General features: G+C 44.8%; 10 protein-coding genes. All 10 read left to right on the forward strand.

The features are described 5' to 3' along the window. The first annotated feature begins 4 nt into the window (after nucleotides 1-4). The gene (gene gcvP / locus DWW52_RS19655) at nucleotides 5-2,893 is read left to right on the forward strand and encodes an aminomethyl-transferring glycine dehydrogenase (RefSeq protein ID WP_118717563.1); all 2,889 of its coding nucleotides are present in this window, start codon (nucleotides 5-7) and stop codon (nucleotides 2,891-2,893) included. A 68-nt stretch (nucleotides 2,894-2,961) separates the two neighbouring features. Further along, nucleotides 2,962-3,537: an RNA polymerase sigma factor gene (locus DWW52_RS19660; RefSeq protein ID WP_118717565.1), complete on the forward strand. Its 576-nt coding sequence runs from the start codon at nucleotides 2,962-2,964 to the stop codon at nucleotides 3,535-3,537. A 437-nt stretch (nucleotides 3,538-3,974) separates the two neighbouring features. Continuing rightward, a complete protein-coding gene (locus DWW52_RS19665; protein WP_118717567.1) occupies nucleotides 3,975-5,144 on the forward strand; it encodes a FecR family protein in 1,170 nt (389 codons plus the stop codon). Between the two features lie 28 nt (nucleotides 5,145-5,172). Beyond that, nucleotides 5,173-6,312 (forward strand): TlpA disulfide reductase family protein, encoded by a 1,140-nt coding sequence (locus DWW52_RS19670; protein ID WP_233556993.1) that lies wholly within the window; start codon nucleotides 5,173-5,175, stop codon nucleotides 6,310-6,312. Nucleotides 6,313-6,322: 10 nt separating this feature from the next. Then, entirely contained in the window at nucleotides 6,323-7,300 is a 978-nt protein-coding gene (locus tag DWW52_RS19675) for a hypothetical protein (RefSeq protein ID WP_118717569.1), read from the forward strand. Between the two features lie 89 nt (nucleotides 7,301-7,389). Then, nucleotides 7,390-10,758: a SusC/RagA family TonB-linked outer membrane protein gene (locus tag DWW52_RS19680; RefSeq protein WP_233556994.1), complete on the forward strand. Its 3,369-nt coding sequence runs from the start codon at nucleotides 7,390-7,392 to the stop codon at nucleotides 10,756-10,758. A gap of 18 nt (nucleotides 10,759-10,776) precedes the next feature. Beyond that, nucleotides 10,777-12,180 carry a RagB/SusD family nutrient uptake outer membrane protein gene (locus DWW52_RS19685; protein ID WP_118717571.1) on the forward strand — a complete coding sequence of 468 codons (1,404 nt, stop codon included), beginning with the start codon at nucleotides 10,777-10,779 and terminating at the stop codon, nucleotides 12,178-12,180. A 24-nt stretch (nucleotides 12,181-12,204) separates the two neighbouring features. Then, complete coding sequence (locus tag DWW52_RS19690; protein ID WP_118717573.1) at nucleotides 12,205-13,170, forward strand: DUF4843 domain-containing protein; 966 nt, start codon at nucleotides 12,205-12,207, stop codon at nucleotides 13,168-13,170. A gap of 41 nt (nucleotides 13,171-13,211) precedes the next feature. After that, nucleotides 13,212-14,831 (forward strand): PKD-like family lipoprotein, encoded by a 1,620-nt coding sequence (locus DWW52_RS19695; RefSeq protein ID WP_158582677.1) that lies wholly within the window; start codon nucleotides 13,212-13,214, stop codon nucleotides 14,829-14,831. Between the two features lie 2 nt (nucleotides 14,832-14,833). Then, a partial coding sequence (locus tag DWW52_RS19700) for a DUF4369 domain-containing protein (protein ID WP_118717577.1) occupies nucleotides 14,834-15,561 on the forward strand: 728 nt, incomplete at its 3' end.

Genomic DNA, 15,561 nt, shown 5'->3' on the forward strand with positions numbered 1-15,561 from the left:
TTACATGGCAACAGAGAAATTTTTGTGGAGACACATAGGACCGCGTCCCGAGGATATCGAAGGTATGCTCAAGGTGGTTGGTGTTAATTCACTTGACGAGTTGATCGAGCAAACCGTACCGGAGTCTATTCGCTTGAAGAACAAGTTGGACTTGCCGGCACCTCTTACCGAGTTCGAGTTCTTTTCCCGGATGAAAGCGGTGGCTTCTAAGAATAAATTATTCAGAACCTTTATCGGTCAAGGATATTATGACACGATTACTCCTGCCGTGATCCAACGGAATATATTGGAAAACCCGGCTTGGTACACGTCATACACTCCCTATCAGGCAGAAGTTTCTCAAGGTCGTCTGGAGGCATTGTTGAATTTCCAGACTATGGTCGTTGAACTTACGGGGATGGAAATTTCCAACTGTTCGTTGCTTGACGAGGCCACGGCTGCTGCCGAAGCGATGACCATGATGTATGGCTTGCGCGGTAAGGAAATGAAAAAGGCGGGAGCCAACAAATTGTTTGTTGATAACCAGATATTCCCGCAAACCAAGGACGTGTTGATCACCCGTTCTGCCCCGCAAGGGATCGAGTTGGTTTACGGTGACTACGATACATTCGAATTCACACCCGACGTGTTCGGTGCTATAATCCAGTATCCGGCAGCGAACGGGGAAGTACGCGATTACAAGGCTTTCGCCGATCGGGTACATGCTAACGGTGCGTTGTTGTCGGTTGTGGCTGACATGATGAGCCTCGTGCTGTTGACCCCTCCGGGAGAGTGGGGAGCCGACGTGGTTGTGGGAACGACTCAACGTTTCGGTATCCCGATGTCTTACGGTGGTCCTCACGCTGCTTATATGGCGACGAAAGAGGAGTACAAGCGTAATATCGTGGGACGTATTATCGGTGTAACGATTGATGCGCAAGGGAATCACGCGTTGCGTCTGGCTTTGCAGACTCGCGAACAACATATTAAACGGGAGAAAGCTTCTTCCAATGTTTGTACGGCAAAGGCGTTGAATGCCACGATGGCCGGGTTCTATGCCGCTTATCACGGTCGGGAAGGATTGGAGAGAATTGCCCGTCACATTCATTCGGCAGCCGTGATTTTGGCCGAAGAGATCCAAAAGCTCGGTTACAAGTTGAAAGTGGATAAGTTCTTCGACACGTTGCGTTTCGAATTACCGGAAGGTGTTTCTCAGGCTGCCGTTCGTGATGCCGCTTTGGAGAAAGAAATTAACTTGTTCTACTGTAATTGCGGTTGTGGTAAAGTGGTTGGTTTATCTACTGACGAGAAGATTAACGAGGAAGAAATTAACACGATTATCGGTATTTTTGCCAAGGCTGCCGGAAAGACGGCCGAGCATGTGGAATTCTTGGACGATCGTACGGTGCTTGACCCGGCGATGTTGCGTGATGACGAGATTCTGCAACAATCCGTGTTCAATATTTATCATTCCGAGACGGGAATGATGCGCTATATGAAGAACTTGGAGAGAAGAGATATTTCTCTGGCTACTTCCATGATTTCTTTGGGATCTTGTACGATGAAGTTGAATGCAGCCGTGGAGATGTTGCCGATCACGTGGCCGGAGTTGGGTGCTATCCACCCGTTTGCCCCGATTTCTCAAGCAGAAGGTTATCAGCAAATGATCCGGGAGACCGAGGATATGTTGTGCAAGGTGACCGGTTTTGCCGGCTGTAGCTTGCAACCGAACTCGGGTGCAGCCGGGGAATACACGGGTTTGATGGTGATGCGTCAATACCATATCGCTCATGGAGAAGGGCATCGTAATGTGATTTTGATTCCCGCTTCCGCTCACGGTACTAATCCGGCTTCGAGCACAATGGCCGGGTTTAAGATTATCGTGACGGCTACCGATCCGGAAGGAAATATTGACGTGGAGGATTTCCGCAAGAAAGCTATCGAGAATCGGGATAACCTAGTAGGAGCCATGATTACTTACCCGTCAACGCACGGTATTTTCGAGGAGTCTATTAAGGAACTGGCCGATATTATTCATGAGAATGGCGGGTTGTTCTACATGGACGGGGCGAATATGAACGGGCAATGCGGTTTGACGAATCCCGGAACGATTGGAGCTGATGTTTGTCATTTGAACTTGCACAAGACGTTTGCCATGCCTCATGGAGGTGGTGGTCCCGGTGTTGGTCCGATATGTGTAGCTCCTAAATTGGTTGAATTCTTGCCGACTCACACGATGGTGAAAACAGGTGGTGAACATGGAATTCACGCCGTGGCTGCCGCTCCTTACGGTTCGGTAGGTATGTTGCCTGTTACTTACGGTTATTTGTTGATGTTGGGTGGTGAAGGATTGGAAATGGTGACCAAGATGGCTATCCTGAACGCCAACTACCTGGCTTCTTCATTCGAGAAACTGGGCTTCAAGATTCTGTTCAAGGGATCGAAAGGTCGCGTAGGTCACGAGATGATCTGGGATTGTAATATGTTCAGTAAAGAGTACGGTATTACCGAATTGGATATCGCGAAACGTTTGATGGACTTCGGTTTCCATGCCCCGACCCTGTCATTCCCCGTTCACGGGACTTTGATGGTTGAGCCGACGGAGAGCGAGCCGAAAGAGGAGTTGGATCGCTTTATCGCTGCCTTGACGACGATTCGTCAGGAGATGATCGAGGTGGGCGAAGGAAAGGCCGACAAGACGGATAACGTGTTGAAGAATGCCCCGCACACGCACAAAGTGTTGACAGCTGACGAGTGGACTCACGCTTACCCGCGTAGTAAGGCGGCTTACCCGCTGGCTTGGGTGGCAGAGAACAAGTTCTGGCCGCAGGTTGGTCGCGTAGACGATGGTTATGGCGATCGTAACCTGATGTGTACTTGCGACCCGATTGACGCTTATGCTGAAGAGAAGTAATTTCGATTAATGTTATAGCGGGAAGCGTCTCAGAGAGGTTTTGAGACGCTTCCCTTTTCTGTTTTCCAATGGAGGAAGAGGTTTTGGATCAAGAAGTTTTACTCGATTTGCTGGGACGGAATGATAACCGGGCTTACCAGTATTTGTACAGTTGTTATTACGTGGCGTTGAAGTCATTGGCTACTTGCTACGTGAAGGATAACGACGTGGCGGAGGATCTGGTTCAAGATGTCTTTATCTCGATGTTGGAAAGCGGGTACAAGTTCAAAACGGTGAACGAGGTGAAATATTTCTTGTATAGTTCGCTGAAGAACAGATGTATCAGCCATTTCCGGAAACAGAAGGTACGGGATAAATATTATAAGGATATTTTGTCTTCGCAAACGGAAGAAGAACACTTTTGGGATAAGGTGTTGGAGGAGGACGTGTACGCCCGTCTGATGGCTGCCGTCGAGACGTTGCCGCCTCAATGTAAAATGGTAATGATGATGACCCTTGAAGGGTTGAAAGGCGCGGAGATCGCCGAAAAATTGCATATCTCGCTGGATACCGTGAAAGAACACAAAAGTAGCGGTAAGAAAAAGTTGGCCGCCCAGTTAAAGGATGGCGAATTACAATGCTTGATCGGGTTGCTCTGGTTCTAGGGCTTATCCCGCTAAATGAATTTCCTATATAGTTTTATTAATTTGCAGGTGACGTCGGGGAGTCTTCTTGATATTGAGCGTGACGTTCATATAAAAATAAGGCTTACCCTATGTTTGTTGAAAGGAAAGTTTATTTGTAAGTCGTTTAAAAATAGACTTGTAGAAAAAAAGATGTATTTTTTTTAGTTGTCACCCCCCCTTTTAGAATACTTGTGCGTTTTGTTATTGTAGTTGGGCATGAAACGGAATAAACGTTCCTTTAATGATAGTGCAAAAGGGACATTTAATCAGCTAAATGTTAAACATATAATAATATTGGAAGACACTAATTACAAACGCCTTAAGAAAAAGTAGTAATCCAATGTAAAAAGCTAAAGAATAAAAATTCTCACGAGCATTAAAGGAACGTTTAAGGGCATAGATAAAAATGTGATTTTATGGAACATAATAAAGAAATATGGTTTGAGATATCTGATATGATATATAATAGTTTAGCTGGTGAGATTACCGAAGAAGAACAGTTAAAACTAGATGAATGGAAAAATGCTTCTGATGAGAACCGGGATTTGTACGAACGGATTTGTTCTGACGAGGTGATGCAGGATAAAATTAGGTTGTATGCCAATAGTAATGTACAAACAGCTTTTGATTCTTTTGTGCGGAGAAGGGAGAAAAAAGATACGCGTAGGCGCTTGATCGTGAGGATTTCACGTTATGCGGCAATCATTGCTTTGCCTTTGTTTATAGCTCTGTTTTATTTTCAGAGAGAAGTGACAGAGGAGTTACCGGAGCAGCTCGGAAAGATGGAGGAGGTTAAAAAGAATGCACCTGTGTTGACGCTTTCTAACGGGGAGCAAATGGTGCTTTATAATCAAGATTTGACGTTGAACGAGGAGAACGGGGTACAGATTACGATGAAAACGGAGGGGGGAATGCAATATAGCACCTCAGATTCAACGAAGGCAGAAATGGTTTATAATACGTTGACGACTCCGTCTCAGTGTGATTTTTCGTTCACGTTGGCTGACGGGACGAGAGTATGGTTGAATGCACAATCATCTCTACGTTATCCGGTGGCGTTTACAGGAGACGAGCGGGTGGTGTACGCGGAAGGGGAGATTTATCTGGAAGTGGCCAAGGATCGGGAGCATCCGTTTTTCGTGGTGCTGAATGGGATGAAGGTGGAAGTGTTGGGCACGTCGTTTAATATCAATTCTTATGCGGATGAGGAGTTTGCCGAGGTAACTTTGGTGGAAGGGCGTGTTGCGACTTACGTGGGAAAGGAACGTTACAATTTGCAGCCCGGAAGGCAGTTGCGTTGGGACAAGGAGAATCAGGACGTGAATATAAAGGTGGTGAACGTGGAGGATTATATTGCTTGGAAGGACGGGCAGTATGTTTTTAAAGGACGGGCTTTGTCGGAAGTGGCTAGGGTGTTACAACGTTGGTACGAGGTGGAGATTGTGTTTGAAAGCGAGGAGAGTGCTAAGGTTATTTACACGGGTGTGATTTATAAGGAAGAGAGTTTTGATGCTTTTATTCAACGATTAAGAGAGACGTCATCTTTGTCGTGCCGGATAGAAGGGGATAAATTATATGTGAAGTGATTTTTATTTAATACTTAAATCAGATTGTATGAAGAAAATTCTAGTATTGGGATGTTTATTGATGTTTGCAGTCGGGCTTTTCGGGCAGGATGCAACATCAAAAGGGAATGAAGGATGCGTGATTCGAGGAGTGTTGGATGGTGTTTACAAGGGAAAGAAAGTATATTTAGTGGAAGAGGAGGAGATTAACGGGACCTCGAAAGTGGTAGATAGTTGTGATGTCGAGAATAATCGTTATACTTTTAATATTAAGGATGTTCGTGTCCCCAAAATGTATTTTGTCAAGAGTAGTGATCCGGAGAGTTTGAGCCCGATTACTCCTGTCTGGGTGGAAAATGGAACCGTGCGTGTCAAGGCGAATTCGGAGTTCTTTTTGAATTGTGATGTGTCGGGGACGGCTAATAACGAGATATTTAGTGCGTATAATGCGGAAGTTAGGCATATCATGGATAGCGTGCGCCGTGCGGCAAATATTGATATTTTGTTGAACAGAAATCAGACAGATAAAGATCGGGAACGGGATTTCAAGGCCCGGACGAATTTGCATAATCAAAGATCGTTGAAGTTACAAGAGGAACTTGTAAACCGGTATAATGATCAAGCGATCGCTCCTTTTATGATTTTCTGGGAGATGAAGGCGAACGTGTCTCTGGATAAGTTGAAGGAGTTGCGTGCGGTGGTGGACCCGTGTTTGAACGATCACCCTTACACGAAACAGTTGGACGAGTATATTCGTTTGGCGGAGTTTAAGGTGGGAAGTGATATGCCGGATTTCGAATTACCGGATAAGGATGGAAACATGTTCAAGTTCAGTAGTCTGAGAGGGAAGTACGTGTTGGTTGATTTCTGGGCTTCTTGGTGTGGTCCCTGTATGCGGGAGATGCCTAACGTGGTGAAGCTTTACAAGGAGTGTAAGGGAAAGAATTTCGAGATCGTGGGAATTTCCCTGGATCAGAAGAAAGATGCGTGGTTGAACGCGGTGGAGAAAAATAAGATGAAATGGATTCAGGTGAGTGATTTGAAATCGTGGGCCACGCTTCCCGTGAAGTTATGTAACGTGTCGGCGGTTCCTTACACGATTCTGGTGGACCCGGATGGAAAGGTTATCGCTCTTGATCTTAGAGGGGAGGAGTTGATCCGTAAAGTGAAAGAAGTTTTAAAGAAATAATGGGAGTAATATGAAGTATATACTTTTAATTATCTGTTTGTGCGGTTTGTTTTCCTTTACGGTGGAAGCTAAAGGACGCCCGACCGTGATTACTGCCGAGATTTCCGGGTATTTGCGGGATAAGGTACATTTCGATTTCTTGGAAAAGGAGGGGATTAACATGGAATTCCCTTACAAGGACGGGCAGTTGATGGAATTCTCCGTGGAATTGGATGATATCACCACGATGATTTTGAATACCTTTATCGAGGTGTATCTGCAACCGGGGGATTCGATTCACGTGAAAGTGACTTATAACGGGCGGAGTTATGACAAGGTGGAGTTCTCCGGAACACCTGCCGCGGTGGCTGTAAACTCGAAGTTACACGAGAAGGAACTTTTACAAAGAGAGCGTGGCTACAAGACGAATATCCCGGCAATGTTGGTGACGCTGGTGGATGCCAAGAAGTTTCACGAGGCTACTTTGATGGAGTGGAAAGATGAGGTGGAGATTTTGAATCAGGTGAAAGATCAGATTGATCCGCGGGTGTACAATATGGTTTTGTCGGGGATTGAAGGAACTCTTTTGACGAATTTAATTACTTATCCGTATGCCAGTTCGTCTTATCACAAGAAAAAGTTGGAAGATTGTATGACTCCCGATTACTGGACTGCTTTGGATGGGTACAAGTTGCGGGATGATGAGGCATCGTTGAGAAGTCGGGCGTACATGTGCCTGTTGGCTCCTTACAAAGAGTATGTGCGGGGTAAAGAAGCTCATGCCGCGGGAAAGGAATATAAACCGGCTGATTCGCTTGAAGAACAATACCGTGATTTCGTTTCTTTTTATGATGGGAAGTTGAGGGATACGGCTTTGTTCGTGTTTTTGTACGATTCAATCGCGGCGAACAAGGATTTCGATGTTATCGAGAAGTTGGTGAAAGATTATTTGAAGAAGTACAATAAAGTCAAGGAGTATAAGAAGATTTTGAATCAAGTAATGCAATAGGTTGAATATAAAGGGGGAATGTACTGGACATGCATTTCCCCCTGTAAAGTTTTAATTTAATATCTCTAAACTAAAAGCGATACAAAATTATGCAAAAAAAGAAGAGGTTATACCAGTATTTAGGGTTTAAACTGATTTGTTGTGTTTTTTTATGCGTGTTGTTTTCTTCTCATTCGGTTATGGGGCAGGAACGAGAGTATAAAGACATGAAAATCACGATGAATGTGAAGGATATGAAGTTGAATGAGGTTCTTGATACCTTGGCTTCCGTGGCTAAGGTGCGGTTCTTCTATAATCATTCACAAATTGATGTAAATAAGAGTGTTTCATTCGACGTGAAAGAACGTCCGTTGGATTACGTGTTGATGTTGGTTTTGGGTGATCAACCAGTGGAGGTCGAGTACCAGATTAACCGGGTTATTGTTTTGAAATACAAGGCCCCGTCACGGGGAGAGGCTGTTTTCAAGATTCAAGGTACGGTGATTGATGCCAAGACGAAAGAACCTTTACCGGGAGCGAGTGTTATCTTGAAAGAGAATAAGGGTATCGGGGTGGTGACTGATTTTGACGGGAAGTTCTTTATCGAGGTCCCGGCGGGCGTATCCGCTTTGATCGTTTCGTTTGTCGGGTATGAAGAGGAGACGATTGCTATTACCGGGAATATGGATAAGTTGGAGATCAAGTTGACAGAGAAGACGACGGAGATTGAAGATGTGGTTGTAACGGGTATGGCTCCCCGGAAAGTAGAGAGTTTTTCGGGAGGTTACGTGTCTGTGAAGGGGAGTGAGCTGAAAAAGATTAGTCCGAATAATTTGTTGAAGGCTCTTCAGGTTTTTGATCCGAGTTTCCGGATCGTGGAGAATAATAACGCGGGATCGAACCCGAATGCCATGCCGGAGTTCCGTTTGCGAGGAGACGTGCAATTGGGAAATGGCGGTGTGGATGCCAATAGTATGGAAATGATGATGGGGGATTATTCCCAGCGTCCGAATATGCCGCTTTTCGTGTTGGATGGTTTTGAGACGACATTACAGAAGATCGTGGATCTTGACCCGGAACGCGTGGAGTCGATCACGATATTGAAAGATGCCGCCGCCACGGCAATTTATGGTTCGAAGGCTTCTAACGGGGTGCTTGTCGTGGAAACGAAGAAACCTCTTCCGGGAGCGTTGAATATATCTTACAGTATGAATATGGGTATTTCGGTTCCTGATTTGTCTGATTATAATTTGATGGACGCCGAGGAGAAATTGGAGTACGAGCGTATGGCGGGTATGTTTACTTCCACGAATCAGTTGAATTATTATAATCATTACAAGACTGAGATTTTGAGAGGGGTAGATACATATTGGTTATCAGAACCTTTACGGACGGCCGTCACTCATCGTCATTCTTTGACGATGGAAGGGGGGGACGAAGCCCTGAGATATAACCTGGGAATAAATTATTCGAGGGAGCCGGGAGTGATGAAGGAATCGGGACGTAATACGATGGGATTGAACTTGTCTCTCCAGTATCGTCGGAAAAAATGGAATATCCAAAATCAGTTGAGTCTGACGAATGTTAGAGGAGATAATTCTCCCTATGGTTCTTTTAGTCAATACACTAGATTGAATCCTTATTACCGGAAGACGGATGAGTACGGGCGTTACACGAGTTTTCTCGACCGGAAGCTATTACCGGGAGAAGGAGGGGGAACTGAAACGATCGTGAACCCGTTGTATAATTTGTTGTGGAAGTACAAGGATTTCACGGAGAATTTCAGCGTGGTGGATAACTTCACGATCGAGTGCGCAATTCGGGATAATTTCCGGGTGTCGATGGGAGCCTCCATAACCAAGGGAACTTCCAGAATGGAGAAGTTTAAATCCATGAATCACACGGATTTTATAAATGAAACCGACCTGACGAGAAAAGGGTCTTACGACAAGAGTACGGGAGAGAATGTGTCGTGGAGTGTGAATGCTTCAGTAAATTATAATTACACGAAAGAGAAACATTTATTGAGCGTGTTCGGACGTTGGAATGTGGAAGAATCAAAAAGCAATAGTGTTAGTTTGAGGGCATTGGGATTCCCGAATGATAACATGGATGATTTCTTGTTTGCTTACGAGATGGAAGACCGGGTGAATGGCTCGGAATCAACTTCTCGTACGGTTGGGATTATCGGGCAGGTGAGTTATATGTATGATATGCGTTTTTCTGTGGATTTTAGTGTTCGTGGTGATCTTTCTTCTCAATTCGGATCTAACACGGGAATGGCTCCTTTCTGGGCAGCCGGGGCTCGTTGGAATATGCATCGGGAGAAATGGTTGCAGAATACGATCATTTCTAATATGGTGTTGCGCGGATCGTACGGGATCACGGGATCCCAGAGTTATTCCCCGTATCAGGCAAAAGAGACTTACACGTATGATGATTTGTTGTTCCCGTATCCATCCTCGGATATCTTGGGGGCGCAATTGAAAGGAATGGGTAATCCTGACTTGGGTTGGTCGACCACGAAGAACCGGAGTCTGGCTTTTGAACTCGGGTTGTGGAATAGCCGGGTGAATGCCTCGTTCTCTTATTATAATAATTACACGGATGAGTTGTTGCTGGATTATAATATGGCTCCTTCTACCGGATTTGCATCGAAGACGATGAACGTGGGGGCGGTCGAGAACGAGGGGTACGATATCCAATTCAGCGTGATGCCTATTCAGGATTACGAACGGCAAATCCAGTGGAGTATCTCGGCGAACGGATCGCATAATCGTAACGTGATCAAGAAGATTTCAAATGAGATGAAGGCTTTGAACCAGCAAAACCTTGAAAAGAAAACGGGGGCCCCGGAAGCGATTTACGAGGAGGGGAAATCTACTACCCAGTTATTCGTGGTTCCTTCACTGGGGATTGACCCGGCTACGGGACAAGAAGTATTCCTGACACGTAACGGGGAGAAGACTTACCTGTGGGATCCATTGGATAAAGTCGCTGTCGGGGATCAGGAACCTAAGTTAAGAGGTGCGATATCTTCTTCATTCACGTATAAAAATTGGAGCGTGTCGTTGGCTTGTTCCTACGAGTTGGGGGCTTGGTGGTATAACCAGACCTTGGTAGATAAGATTGAGAATTCAAGTGCGGCTTATAATTTGGATCGTCGAGCATTATCGCATCGTTGGAGTGAGGAGAATCCGAACGCCCGTTACAAGTCTATATCTATCATGGGGCAACAGACCGGGATGAGTAGTCGTTTCGCTCAAAAGCGTAATGAACTGTCGTTTACATCGTTGTCTGTGGGTTATCGTTTCGACCCGAAGAATTTCAAGTTCTTGCAAGCTTGTCGGATTGCAAGTATGTCATTGAATGCCACGATGGAGGATTTGGGGCGTATTTCTTCGATAAGGACGGAACGAGGATTGGATTATCCGTTTGCGCGGGTATTCAACGTGTCGTTGTCTGTATTGTTTAACTAAAATGAGGAGGAATACAAGATGAAAAATATATTAGTCGTTATAATCTGTGTTACTTCATTGTGCTTGTCTTCGTGTAAGGATTGGATTGATGTGAATCCGAAAACGGATATCGAGGCGGAGGAGTTTTTTACTTCGGAAGATGGATTTAAAAGTGCATTGACCGGGTTGTATAGTATGATGGTTCTTGAGAAATCGTATGGCAGGCAGATGACATTTGATTTTATCGAGAGGTTGGTACAACGCTATGATAATTACGCTCCGGAGGCTGTAACAGACGAGGAAAGGGCCTTGATTTATAATTACGGGGAGACGGAATCTTCTAAAACGGCGATTGCAGATATCTGGTTGAAGCTGTATAACGAGATCGCAAATATCAATAATTTCTTGCAGTATCTTGAAACGAATGGAGATGTGATCGTGACAGATGGATACCGGGAATTGATGGAGGGCGAAGCCCGCGGTTTACGAGCATTCCATTATTTGGATTTATTACGTCTCTGGGGACCGATTTATTCTCAGGATTCAACAAAAGCGTGTATCCCTTACCGGGAGAAATTCAACTCGGATAGTGCTCCCCTGATGGCAGCGAATGAGGTCATGAAACGTATTATCGCAGATCTGAAACAGGCCGAGGAGTTGTTGAAGAATGATCCGATGAATTACGAAAGAGTGGCAGATGAACCTTTTGTCGGGGCACGTAAATACCGGATGAATAAGTATGCCGTGAAGGCGATGCTGGCCCGGGCGTATTTGTATGCTGGGAATAAGGCTCAGGCTGCAAGGTATGCCCGGGAAGTGATCAACGGATCGGGTTTGCGACTGGCTAGGGATAACCGGGAGGATGTATCTTTGTACGAGGAAACGCTCTTTGCCCTTTCCATGTATAATATGGAGGAAAAGTTATCGGCTTATTGGAAAGACGGTTCGAATTTTGACACTCAATATTATATCTCCCGTTCGAATATTTCTTCCGTGTTCGAGATAAACGAGGGTATCGGATTGAATGACATGCGTTATCGTTCCAATTACGGGTTTATACATACATCGGGTAATCTCTTTTTGTGTCGTAAGTACTTGGGTTCCGGGTTGTACGGGGAGAATATCCCGTTGATCCGTTTATCGGAGATGTATTATATCTTGGCGGAGTCTGTGGATTTGTCAGAGTGTGGCCAATATATCAATGCGGTGAAGAATGCGAGGGGTATTTCCCGTGCGTACAATTTGGGAACGAATGTAACAGAAAGCCAACGACTGGAAGCGTTGAACAAGGAGTATCAGAAAGAGTTTTTTGCTGAAGGACAGTATTTTTATTTCTTGAAGAGACATAATATGAGTACGTTTTATCGTTGTCCCGTGGAGAATTTTTCCGCTTACGTGCTTCCTGTTCCGGATGATGAGAAAACATACGGTGAAGCTGAATAATCATTTAAATATAAATAGTTGATTATGAAAAGATATATATATATAGTAAGTGTCCTGTTATTTTCTTTAGCGGCATGTCAGGAGAAGGAAATTATCGGTTATTCGATAGAACGTGACGGGTTGCAATTTGATTATGATACAAATCAGATGAGGGTAACAGTTGATTTTATGCAGGAGTACAGGCCGGATACGATCTGGTATGGTGAACCGGGAAACAGCGGTTTTTATGTAGATCGTTGGTACACGGGTGATTCTCTGGTAAAAAAGAAGGTGCGTTTGAATCTGTCTTTGATGGGACATGCAGCGGAATATGACCGAGAATTCCGCTTGAAAGCGGTAGTAACCGAAGGGGAGGATGAAACGGCAACGACGTTTCTTGAATTTGAACCTTCCTATGTATTCCGGGCAGGACAATTGAGAGATTCGGTAGATGTGTACGTGTTAAATCCCGTGGCCCGGGTGAACTATACGATTGGGATCGTGCTTGATGCAGAAAATTCCGACCCGTCATTGGAGGTTGGTGCCGCGGAGAAAAACAAATTTCAGGTTCGGTTGAGTAACCGGTATCCCCAACCGTCGGGATGGAATACGAGTGTTGTCGGGGAATTTAGTGAAGATAAATATGCGTTCATGGTGTCAATTCTGGGGAAATTGTATGATCCGTATGCCAATTGGAGTGCGGATATTAAGACTTTGACCAAAGCGTTGAACGATTTCAACGCATCGCATCCCGGAGAAGAAAAGGATTTCACGTTCCCGGAACCTCCCGCACCGGCGTGGTGGTCGTATTGGAATTATTTGATCGGAGAATATTCGATGGCGAAAGACGAGTTTATGCAGGAAGCTCTGGGCTATGATTATAACTATTTTGGCTGGTATTGGATAGATGACGAGAGTGGGATGAATCAGCGGCTGCGGGATGCTTATGACCAGTATAATGCGGCAAATCCTGATTCACCATTACCATTTGATCAATTCCCGACGATATGAGATAGCAATATGATTCTATGAATTTGTAAAATAGAAAGATGATGAAACAATTAATACTTATATTCGGATTTGTTACATGGTTTCTGGTCGGATGTTATGATGATAAGGGAAATTATGATTACAAGGAAGTTAACACGATTGAGGGACTTGGTTTTATGCCCGAACCGATCGTGGTGGAGGAAGGAAACTCGTATCGGTATGAATACCGTCAACCGGCTCAGGAAGAGTTGAAAGTAACTTATTCTCCGGTTTTTAGCCAGAGTATGGCGGAGGGTGAAGGTGATTTGGAATATTTGTGGACTGTCGGATACACGGAGAATTCGAAACAGGTTGTAGATAGTGTTTTTACGAAAGAATTGGAGTTGGTTTATCCCCCGAAGAAGACGACGAAATATAACGTCAAATTTCGTCTGAGTGATAATAAGACCGGGGTGAAGTATTATCGGGATTTTACGATGAGTACGAAAATTCCTTTCGTAAATGCGTGGTTCGTTTTAAACGGACCGGAGAATAACCGGAGATTGGGAACCGTGGAGGAACCGGATTCCACGAGTCCTATCATTAGTTATGATGCTTACAAGGATGTATGGAATAGAGAACGTTTCCAGAAAGCGGAGGCGTTGTCGTACGTGAATCAATTGACTTTTTCGGACGGGATAGATAAAATGGAAAGTCTTTATGTTATTCAGCGGGATTCCGTGGCATTGATGCTTCCTTTCTTGTTGGAAGATAGGAAGAGTTCCAGGTTATTGTTTGCCCCGGGAAGTAATCCGAATAACTTGAAGTATGGTGAAGCTCATCCGATGACAAGATATTCGATAGTCGTAGATGATGCCGGTAAATTTTATCATGCCGGACAGAGCGGTTATTATTTTGCCGGTTTGGCGGAAAATGATGTGCAGAATTACCGGATTGATAAAATCTTCATGTCTCGGAACGGTTTCACTACAATCTGGGATAAGGATAATCGGAAATTCATGTCGTTTGATCCTTCGTATAATCAATGTTACAATGTTTCCAGTGCGGATGGAAGTTATCCGCAAGAGGCTGTTGAGGGGAATACGGTCGAGATTAGTGATTTCCCGGTTGAGGGAATGACGCAGGTGGACGATGCCGGGACACATCAGATGAAAATCCTGTGGCTGGGGCAAGGGGTGACTTCCGGTTCAGAGGAGATGGGTGCCACGGCTATCGGGGTTATGGCGGACACGTGTTATATCTTTTATATCGAGGCTAGTAACAAGAGTAAATCAGCGAAAGCTGACGACTCTCCGATCAAGGTGACGAGAGTGAAACTAGGAAAACTAGGGTTTAATGAAAGTACTTGTTTCGCGACTTCTTCGGCTTATGCCGAGCAATTTTTCTACACGGACGAGAGCAAGGTGTATTTGTATAATACCGTGAGTAAAGAGGCGATTGAGTTGTATGATGCGGGTAATGTCGTGTCTCGGTTGAAATTCAGATCGGATTGTGATGCTTCTTTCCCGGATGGTAGTAGCCCTTATCGTTGCTTGGGTATCGTGGTGAACGTGGCGGGTGCCGGAGAATTGCATGAAGTGGTTTTGGATGAGGCCGGAGATTTCGTGGAATCACACACGTTTACAGGTTTTGGAGAGATAAAGGATCTTGTTTTTACAACAATAATGAGAGTAATACGTTAATTATGTGGAGATTATTTAGTCAATTATTTATAACATGTCTTTTCCTTTTCCCCGGAGTTTCATTCGGGGAAGGAAAAAAATTCACGATCAACGGGAAAATCCCCGAAATGTCAGAAGGGAAGATGATCGTGATCACGCAACGGGTTGGTGGGATCGACACCTTGGGACAAGGAGATATTGATAACGGGAAGTTTGTGGTGGAAGGAGAGGTTGAAGAACCTTGCGTGGCATTGATTTGTGTGGCGGGATATGGAGGAGGGTTTGTTTTCATGCTGGAGGCGGAGGTTCCTTACGAGATGGAGTTGTTCCAGTCTGGGAAATGCACGATTAAAGGAGGACAGTTGCAACGAGAACTTGTCACGTATGAAGCTATCGTAGTCGAGGAAAAGCAGAAAATCAATGAACTAAAGAAAGAATTAGAGAAAGCTAGTGCCAAAAAACATTTTCGTACGGCGAATGAGTTGAAGGGGAAGTTGGATAAATTGATGACGGAGGCTCAAAAGCGTTTGGATGTAATCGTGGAACGAAATAAGGATAACGTGTTTGCGGCTTATATTCAGACAGCAAGAATGGGGAATATGGAGTTGAACGAGTTGAAGGCCTGTTATGCGAATTTAACGGATAAAGCCAGAGCGACGGGGCCGGGCAAGTTGCTTGCCGCCCGGATTCAAGCATTGGAAGGCGTCAACGTGAATGCGATAGCCCCGAATTTCACCTTGAGTACTCCCGA

Origin of the sequence: Odoribacter sp. AF15-53 (genome assembly GCF_003479425.1) — a bacterium.
GTDB lineage: Bacteria > Bacteroidota > Bacteroidia > Bacteroidales > Marinifilaceae > Butyricimonas.

Bases quoted from the DNA above. Each gene is read 5' to 3' on its own strand.
- gcvP (WP_118717563.1), top strand. From the start codon at position 5: ATGGCAACAGAGAAATTTTTGTGGAGACACATAGGACCGCGTCCCGAG.
- DWW52_RS19660 (WP_118717565.1), top strand. From the start codon at position 2,962: ATGGAGGAAGAGGTTTTGGATCAAGAAGTTTTACTCGATTTGCTGGGA.
- DWW52_RS19665 (WP_118717567.1), top strand. From the start codon at position 3,975: ATGGAACATAATAAAGAAATATGGTTTGAGATATCTGATATGATATAT.
- DWW52_RS19670 (WP_233556993.1), top strand. From the start codon at position 5,173: ATGAAGAAAATTCTAGTATTGGGATGTTTATTGATGTTTGCAGTCGGG.
- DWW52_RS19675 (WP_118717569.1), top strand. From the start codon at position 6,323: ATGAAGTATATACTTTTAATTATCTGTTTGTGCGGTTTGTTTTCCTTT.
- DWW52_RS19680 (WP_233556994.1), top strand. From the start codon at position 7,390: ATGCAAAAAAAGAAGAGGTTATACCAGTATTTAGGGTTTAAACTGATT.
- DWW52_RS19685 (WP_118717571.1), top strand. From the start codon at position 10,777: ATGAAAAATATATTAGTCGTTATAATCTGTGTTACTTCATTGTGCTTG.
- DWW52_RS19690 (WP_118717573.1), top strand. From the start codon at position 12,205: ATGAAAAGATATATATATATAGTAAGTGTCCTGTTATTTTCTTTAGCG.
- DWW52_RS19695 (WP_158582677.1), top strand. From the start codon at position 13,212: ATGAAACAATTAATACTTATATTCGGATTTGTTACATGGTTTCTGGTC.